Below are 8,665 nucleotides of genomic sequence, written 5' to 3'. Positions count from 1 at the left end.
TTATAACAACCTGTAAAATAGAGAATAGCTGATAGTCCAATTATAATCTTACATTTCATATTGCGAATATAATAATGTGTTTTATTTTTTGCATGGGCGATTAGGAATATTTTACCAATATAAATTATTCTTTAACTTATATGATTATCGCTCGCTATTTATATATATTTTTTATTGGGCCTAACAATATATAATTGCTTATTAGCATATTATATAATATGTATAATCGTAATAGTACAAAATAGCAGTAAGTTATTGCTATTCAGAGTAAAAGTATCAGTTCACTCGTTGTTGTTAAAAAATAAACTTGACTACCCTAAAGGTGTAAGTGTAAGTGCTTTTTTGAATTTTATCAAGGGTGTTAGATATGTGTTAGATTATTAATTGAACCATTTTTGCAAACTACTGATTATAAGTAAAATAAAAATCAATGTATTAGATTTATTCTTTTGTCCTACAACTAAAAAGCTCTGCAATCTTTTTACTTTTGCATTCGAAAAAAATAAAACAATAGATTATGAAGAAAATTGCTATTTTATTAGTTTTTACTTTGGGAACATTTATTGTAAATGCCCAATCAGTTGTAGAAGGAACAAAGTTTATGGACAATTGGTCTGTAGGAGTGAATGCAGGAGCAGTTACCCCTCTCACTCACGCCTCTTTCTTTAAAGGGATGCGTCCCGGTTTCGGAGTTGGAATATCCAAACAATTAACTCCTAGTTTTCGGTTTGGAATTTCAGGGAATGGGATATATCAATACAACTCCGAGTAAAACAGCTTTTGATGTTTTAGATGTCAGCTTGTTAAGTAAAATTAACTTAATAAATCTATTTGCAAGCTATCGGGGCAAACCTCGTTTGTTTGAGATAGAAGCTATTGCCGGAATGGGGTGGTTGCATTATTATGTAAATGGTAAAGGAGATGACAATTCATGGTCTACCCGTCTCGGATTGAATCTTAATTTCAACCTCGGTGAAACAAAAGCATGGACATTGGGAATTAAGCCCGCTATCGTATATGATATGCAAGGTGATTTTAATCAGGCAAAGAGTCGTTTCAATGCAAACAATGCAACATTTGAACTGACTGCCGGATTGACTTATCACTTCAAGATGAGTACTGGGAATCATTACTTTACTAAAGTAAAAGTCTACAATCAGAGCGAAATTGATGATTTGAATGTTGCTATTAATGCACTTCGCGAACAGGTGGGCAGTCGTGACAGAGAACTAAACAATGCTAACCAAAGAATTAGCGGTTTGCATAAAGAGTTGGAAGAATGTCGTACAAAGGTCGTTCCCATTGAAACAGTAGTCAAGACTGCCCGCGTTCCGGAATCTATCATTACTTTCAGACAAGGTCGCTCATCAGTGGATGCATCACAGCTACCGAATGTGGAACGTGTAGCCTCCTACATGAAGAAATATCCCGATTCAAAAGTCATTATTAAAGGGTACGCTTCTCCAGAAGGCAATGTTGAGATCAACGCAAAAATTGCTACCGCACGTGCAGAAGCTGTAAAAACAATCCTTGTTAATAAATACAAGATTAATACGTCTCGTATTACTGCCGAAGATCAGGGAGTAGGTGACATGTTTACCGAACCGGATTGGAACCGTGTAAGTGTATGTACTATCGAAGATTGATGTAATAAGAATATTTGGAGTTGTTGAAGGTAAATAAAAAAGGAAGCCCGAAATCTGAGGGCACTGAAAAAGTTCTTTTTCTCCGTTAGCTCCTCTTCTTATGAATTGGCTCCAAAGTTGCATGGCGTATGATAAATTTCATTTGCATGCAACTTTTCCTTATATTGGTAGTGAGTAATCGTCTATTGGTATACATGCACGCTGGCAACGACACTCTCAAAGGAGACTTTGAAAGAATGCAACTTCAGTCCGCTTTTCCCATCTGCTCCGACTACGGCTCGGAGGCTATCGTCCTTCTGATCTTTGACCAAAAGAACTTCTTGGTCTTTGATTTTTTTGCTCATATTACTATGTATTTAATGACGTCAGTAGCGGTTTACAGACAAAAGTAAACAAAAAAAAGTGAGTGCTAGAGATTGTAAATAAGTGAGTATTTGTAGCTTTGATATGATTAGGAGTAGCATATTGAAAGTTATAAATTTCATTTGCTGAATTACCATAAATGGGGAATGGTAAGTAAAAAAATCATCATTTTAAGGTATTGCAACCGAAAAAATATGTGACTAATTTTGCGTTATAAAATAAAGAATTATGTTCTGACCTATGCAAACAACGAAGGATTATATACGTAAGCTATTGCTGGAAACAGCGCAGAAAGCTTTTTTCGAAAAGGGCTTCAAGTCGGTGTCTATGCGTGAGATTTCTAAGTTGTCGGGCATTGGTCTGAGCAATATATACAATTACTATCCCTGTAAGGACGATTTACTGGTTGATGTGTTGCGTCCTCTTTTGGCTGCTATGTACAGGATGCTGGAAGATCACAACCGACCGGAGAATTTCTCCCTTGACATATTTATCTCAGATGAATATCATCGTGCATCTTTGCAGGAGCTTATGGGCATTATAACTCGTTACCGAAGTGAATTAAATTTGCTGTTTTTCTCTACGCAGCATTCTCGCCTCAAAGATTATTTGGAAGAGTGGATTGAGAAGAGTGCCACAATAGGGATGGAATATATGGAAAAGATGAGAAGACTCCATCCGGAACTACATACCGATATTTCTCCGTTCTTCATGCACTTCACCTGCTCTTGGTGGATTAATATGATGAAAGAGGTGGTGCAACATAAGGAACTTTCCTGCGAAGAGATAGAGTGTTTCATCAGTGAGTATATTCGCTTTAGCACGGGAGGATGGAAGAAACTCATGAATGTAAAGAATGAAAGATGAAGGCAGAACTATTGAAACATCCTGTCTGTCAAGAGATAACTAATCAAAACATCCGTTTCTCGTCTTGTCTGCAATGCAAGCCTTGCGGAAATGATTGTACGATTGTAAACAATCGAATCTCTTTTGTATTTGATTCCGAGACAATAGGCATCAGCTACCTTCTGCTCGACTCCACACCTATAGCCTGCATGGACAGATGCTGCAATCTTGTCAGGCAGCGTTTCGTTTGATGCAGGAGTTGGAACGCCGAGTCATTCCAGAAGAATCACTAAATAATAATCAGCATATGAGTATCATCAACATCATCAGCAACGACGAATTAACACTCGTACAAGGAGTCAACGGGCTTTTCTTCTGCGAGGAGTCATGGGTTACGCAAAGCAGGGCAGTCTCCCGTATCGGAAAGGTTTTGCCCAAAGAAATTATTGGGACGAAAGATCAAAGTACCAACATCGTACATCCGCAGACTGACCGAACTAAACTTAGTTGCCAAAAGCATGAAACGTCTTATTTCTAAATCTAACTGTTTCTCCTACCGAGCGAGCCGCCTGCAAAGAGCGGCTCGCTTTGCTTCTGAACAAAACAAACTTTTGTTCTCTTTTGACGCACTAACTTCCAATCCATCATAGCCATGTCTCAACCAGTACTTATAGCATTTTTCCTAACATCGTTTGCCGGTATATCCACAGGGATAGGCAGTGCGATTGCATTTTTTGCTAAACGCACCAATACTTCATTCCTTTCTCTTTCATTGGGATTTTCAACAGCAGTAATGATTTATATGTCTTTCGCCAATCTGTTTGCCTCTTCTTTGCAGACTCTTGCCAATATACATGGCAAGGACGACGGAACTCTTCATTCCACACTTTCTTTTTTCGGGGGAATCGTATTGATTCTACTTATTGATAAGCTAATTCCTCACTACGAAAATCCACACGAAATGCATCGGGTGGAAGAAATGAGCTTAAAGGAAGAACGAAAGACTGAAATAAAGCCTCAATTATTACGCGTCGATGTAGTGACAGCCTTGGTGCTGGCAATACACAATTTCCCGGAAGGTATGGTTACGTTTCTTGCAGCATTGAAGGATATAAACATTGCTATACCTATTGCCTGTGCCATCGCCATACATAATATACCCGAAGGCATTTCCGTCTCCGTTCCGATCTATTATGCTACAGGTAATCGTAAACGGGCCTTTTGGCTTTCATTTCTATCGGGATTGGCCGAGCCGGTAGGAGCCGTCATCGGCTATCTTATCTTGGCACCATTCCTCAATGACCATGTTTTCGGCGTTATTTTCGGGATGATTGCCGGTATCATGGTATTTATCTCGCTTGATGAGTTACTACCCGCTGCCGAAGAATACGGTAAGCACCATCATACTATCTATGGTTTGGTAGCAGGCATGGCGGTTATGGCACTCAACCTGCTGATGTTGTGTTAGCAAGACTAAGTAATATAAAAAACATAAGTAAAAAAAAGAAAGAATATGAACACTTCTCACTCCTGCCGTTGTCACGTGCATGATGCCCACAAAGAGCATTCTTGTGTCCACGCACATTGTCACCATTATCATATGTAGCCCCAAAGTGGAAAGCTATTTCTCGTCACGCTGCTGAATGTGTTGAAATGAATGAACTTACCAATAACAAACGATATGAAAATAGAAAGAATCAATGACTGGTTTGCCCGTCAGGGCAGATGGATGGTACAAAAACGATGGCTTGTACTAAGCTTGTTTATCCTCGTCTTCGCCATAGGATTTACAGGGTTAAGATATTTCAAGGTGAGTGCTTCGTGGGAAGACTACTTCCTCGAAGACGACCCGATGCTTGTCAAGACCAAAGAATTCAAGGATATATTCGGCAATGACAATTTTGCCGCCGTACTGACCCAATGCGACAATTCGTTTATGAAAGAGAACTTAGAGCTCATCCGCGAACTCACGAACGAAATGATGGATAGCATTTCATACGCCGACAAAATCACTTCGCTCACTGACATCGAATTTATGGTAGGGAATGAAGAAGGAATGACTATCGAGCAGATAGTGCCTGACCTTATTCCCACTGATGCGGCAAGTCTGGAAACGATACGTCGCAAAGCCTATATGAAGCCACATATTGCCGAGCGGCTTGTCTCCAAAGATGGTACGCTCTCGTGGATTATTCTCAAGTTGCGTACCTTTCCTAAAGATTCAGTGTGGAATAAAGGTAAGAATGCCGTTTCTCCTGAAGTGCTAACGGGGAATGAGCTGGAGCATATCATCACTAAAGACAAATACCAAAAGCTCCATCCCAAAGGCACAGGCTTGCCCTACGTTACCGCCATGAAGATGAAATGGATTGGCAAAGAGATGCCCCGTGTGATGGGCATTGCCGCACTCGTTTCCATTCTTATTTTGTTACTCATAACACGCTCCCTACGGGGCGTTGTCGTTCCACTTATCACGGCGGCAGGCTCAATTGTGATTGTGTATGGACTGTTGGGATATGTCGGCATGACGATAGACAGCGGTATGATGATGATACCTATGCTGTTGGCGTTTGCCGTCTCGATAGCCTATAACATACATATCTTTTCCTATTTCAAACGGCAATTCCTTCTACACGGAGAACGTCGACGAGCCGTAGAAGAGACCGTGGGTGAAATGGGCTGGCCTGTGTTGTTCAGTGCACTCACCACCTTTGCCGCCCTGCTGTCGTTTCTCGCTATTCCGATGCAGCCCATGCGGTTCATTGGTATCGCTACCTCCTCGTGCGTGATGCTGGCTTTCTTCATTGCCATTACACTGATGCCCGTGCTGTTGAGTTTTGGCAAGAACGGCAAACCTCATCCCAAAGTGCAGGAAACCGGCGGACGGTGGCTCGACCATCAACTGGGGCGTTTGGGAGAAAGCGTACTCCGGCATGGCACATTGTTCCTATGGATTGCAGGGCTGCTTACCGCAGCACTCATTTATCAATTCACCAAGATAGAGACCGCCTTTGACATAGAACGCACCATGGGACGTAAAATAGCCTATGTAAACAATCTGCTGGAAGTAGGTGAAAGCGAACTGGGATCCATCTACACCTACGACGTCATGATAGACCTGCCCGAAGACGGCTTGACAAAATCACCGGCAATGCTTGTACGCTTAGACTCTCTGGCACAAAAGGCCGAAGGCTATAAGCTAACCAAGCGAACGACTACAGTGCTGAATATCCTAAAAGACCTGAATCAAACCCTGCACGAAGGAGATGCGGCTTATTATCGTATTCCGACGAATCCGGAAGAGGTGGCACAACTGCTGCTCCTTTACGAGAATGCAGGCGGTAGCGAAGCGGAATATTGGATCGATTACGACTATCGACGTTTGCGCCTGATGGTGGAGATCAGCAGTTTTGACTCCGGCGAGGTAGAACGAGAGTTGAACGATATTGCAGCCAATGCCGCCAGGCTCTTCCCCGAAGCTTCTGTCACTACAGTGGGTAGTATTCCGCAATTTACCGTGATGATGCAGTACGTGGCTCGCGGGCAGATGGTTTCATTTGCCATCTCTCTCCTTATTATCGGCATCCTAATGATGTTGGTCTTTGGCAGTGTACGCATCGGGCTTATCGGTTTGATACCCAATATCACTCCGGCTTTGGTGGTCGGCGGACTGATGGGATGGCTGGGCTACCCGTTGGATATGATGACCGCAACCATTATGCCGATGATCCTCGGTTTGGCTGTCGACGACACCATTCACTTCATCAACCACGGGCATTTGGAGTTCGACCGTCGAGGTAATTATCGGGATGCCATTCTCCGCTCGTTCCGTACGATCGGGACACCAATCATTCTGACCAGTGTCGTGATATGTGCGAACTTCGCTATTTACATGACTTCCGAAGGCCTCTCTTTTATACACATGGGTCTGCTCTCCGTAGCGGGTATCGTATCGGCACTCGTGGCCGACCTCTGCGTTACACCCGTGTTATTCCAAAAGTTCCGGTTATTCGGGAAAGAGATAGAAACCAATGAAACAATCAATTAATATGAATACATTAAAGAAACTTCAATTTTACATGGGCAAACGCAAGGTGCTTATGCCCATAGCCCTGACACTGTCGGGATTAAGCGGTCTGCTCTCGCTTATACCGTTCATCTTCATTTGGCTTATCGTACGCTCGCTACTATTGACTGGCAGCGTTGCCTCAGGAATCCCTATCAACGTCTATGCATGGTGGGCGGTAGGCACAGCCGTTGCCGGCCTTGTCATTTACTTTGCCGGGCTGATGCTTTTGCACTTAGCGGCGTTCCGGGTAGAAACCAATATGCGACGTACGGCTATGAGAAAAATCATGCAGATGCCGCTTGGCTTCTTCGACCGGAATACCAGCGGACAGATGCGTAAGATTATTGATGAAAATGCTTCTGAAACCCACACGTTTGTCGCACATCTCTTGCCCGACCTGGCGGGGAGTTTTATAGCCCCGCTGTCGGTTATAATATTGATCTTCGTCTTCAACTGGCAACTTGGTCTGGCGTGCCTGATCCCCCTCACGGCGGCTGTCTTCATCATGACACGGATGAATACAACTGCTCAGAAGGCGTTCCAAAATGAATACCTCGGAGCACAAGAGCATATGAGCAGCGAAGCGGTGGAATACGTACGTGGTATTTCGGTGGTGAAAGTGTTCCAGCAAACGATATTCTCTTTCAAACGTTTTTACGACAGCATCATCGCCTACCGGGATTTAGTTACCAAATACACGCTGGGTTGGCAAAAGCCGATGTCACTCTACACGGTGGCCATCAATAGCTTTGCTTTCCTACTTGTCCCCGTAGTCATATTGCTTATCGGCAACAAAAGCGAAAACATTGCCCCCATCATCACCGATATGTTCCTGTATGTGCTGATTACTCCGGTGATAGCAACCAATGTGATGAAAGTGATGTATCTGCAACAAGATATGTTTCTGGCAGATCAAGCCATAAGCCGGGTGGAAAACCTGACGAGTAGCGAACCACTCCCAATAGCCGAAAATCCGGAGAAAATCACCGCTTGCGATGTGACATTCGAGAACGTTTCGTTTGCCTATCCCAATGCCGGTCAAAATGCCGTAGACGGTATCAGCTTCCACCTCCCCGAAGGGAAGACTTTTGCCCTTGTGGGGCAATCGGGAGGAGGGAAGACCACCATTGCCCAACTCATTCCCCGCTTTTGGGACGTATCAGCAGGTAGTGTGACGATTGGCGGAATAAATGTGAAAAACATTGCCAAAGACAACCTGATGAACCACATCGCTTTCGTCTTCCAGAATACAAAACTCTTCAAGACCTCTTTGCTGGAGAACATCAAATACGGTAATCCGGCAGCGAGTGATGAAGCCGTGCAACGTGCCATAGACCTTTCCCAAAGTCGGGAGATCATCGACCGGCTACCCAACGGATTGAACACGAAGATAGGAGTAGATGGAACATTCCTTTCGGGAGGGGAACAGCAACGCATTGTCTTGGCCCGGGCCATCTTGAAAGATGCGCCGATTGTTGTCCTGGACGAAGCAACAGCTTTTGCCGACCCCGAAAACGAACACCTGATACAAAAAGCCCTGCACGAGCTGAGAAAAGGAAAGACAGTGTTGATGATCGCCCATCATCTGACTAGCGTACAGGATGCCGACAAGATACTGGTGATAGCACAAGGCAAGATTGCCGAAGAAGGCACACACAGCGAGTTGATAGCCCGAAACGGCATCTATAACAGCATGTGGAATGAATATCAACGAACCGTGACATGGACGGTATAAACCTCA

At 43.5% G+C, this 8,665-nt stretch carries 6 protein-coding genes and 1 pseudogene; all 7 read left to right on the top strand.

Annotation, left to right across the window (positions count from 1 at the left end):
- Positions 1 to 517 precede the first annotated feature (517 nt).
- The 7 genes and pseudogenes from DXA54_RS24995 to DXA54_RS24965 all read left to right on the top strand — a co-directional run bounded on the left by DXA54_RS24995 (position 518) and on the right by DXA54_RS24965 (position 8,659).
- Positions 518 to 1,646, top strand: a pseudogene (locus DXA54_RS24995) (OmpA family protein).
- A 603-nt stretch (positions 1,647 to 2,249) separates the two neighbouring features.
- Positions 2,250 to 2,876 (top strand): TetR/AcrR family transcriptional regulator, encoded by a 627-nt coding sequence (locus DXA54_RS24990; RefSeq protein ID WP_004309917.1) that lies wholly within the window; start codon positions 2,250 to 2,252, stop codon positions 2,874 to 2,876.
- Positions 2,873 to 3,106, top strand: coding sequence for a hypothetical protein (locus DXA54_RS24985; RefSeq protein ID WP_004318707.1), 234 nt, complete (start codon positions 2,873 to 2,875; stop codon positions 3,104 to 3,106). The genes DXA54_RS24990 and DXA54_RS24985 overlap by 4 nt, the downstream gene beginning before the upstream one ends.
- Before the next feature lie 56 nt (positions 3,107 to 3,162).
- Positions 3,163 to 3,393, top strand: coding sequence for a hypothetical protein (locus DXA54_RS24980; RefSeq protein WP_004309916.1), 231 nt, complete (start codon positions 3,163 to 3,165; stop codon positions 3,391 to 3,393).
- Between the two features lie 114 nt (positions 3,394 to 3,507).
- Positions 3,508 to 4,323: a zinc transporter ZupT gene (zupT, locus tag DXA54_RS24975; RefSeq protein WP_004309915.1), complete on the top strand. Its 816-nt coding sequence runs from the start codon at positions 3,508 to 3,510 to the stop codon at positions 4,321 to 4,323.
- Positions 4,324 to 4,536: 213 nt separating this feature from the next.
- Complete coding sequence (locus tag DXA54_RS24970; protein ID WP_120080931.1) at positions 4,537 to 6,903, top strand: efflux RND transporter permease subunit; 2,367 nt, start codon at positions 4,537 to 4,539, stop codon at positions 6,901 to 6,903.
- Between the two features lies 1 nt (position 6,904).
- Positions 6,905 to 8,659, top strand: a complete 1,755-nt coding sequence (locus tag DXA54_RS24965; RefSeq protein ID WP_004312982.1) for an ABC transporter ATP-binding protein — start codon at positions 6,905 to 6,907, stop codon at positions 8,657 to 8,659.
- The last annotated feature ends 6 nt before the right edge of the window (positions 8,660 to 8,665 follow it).

The sequence above is a fragment of the Bacteroides sp. OF03-11BH genome (genome assembly GCF_003604005.1).
GTDB classification, from domain to species: Bacteria; Bacteroidota; Bacteroidia; order Bacteroidales; family Bacteroidaceae; genus Bacteroides; species Bacteroides ovatus.
The sequence above is the reverse complement of the archived record's forward strand: the minus strand, read 5'-3'. Positions and strand labels throughout refer to the sequence as shown.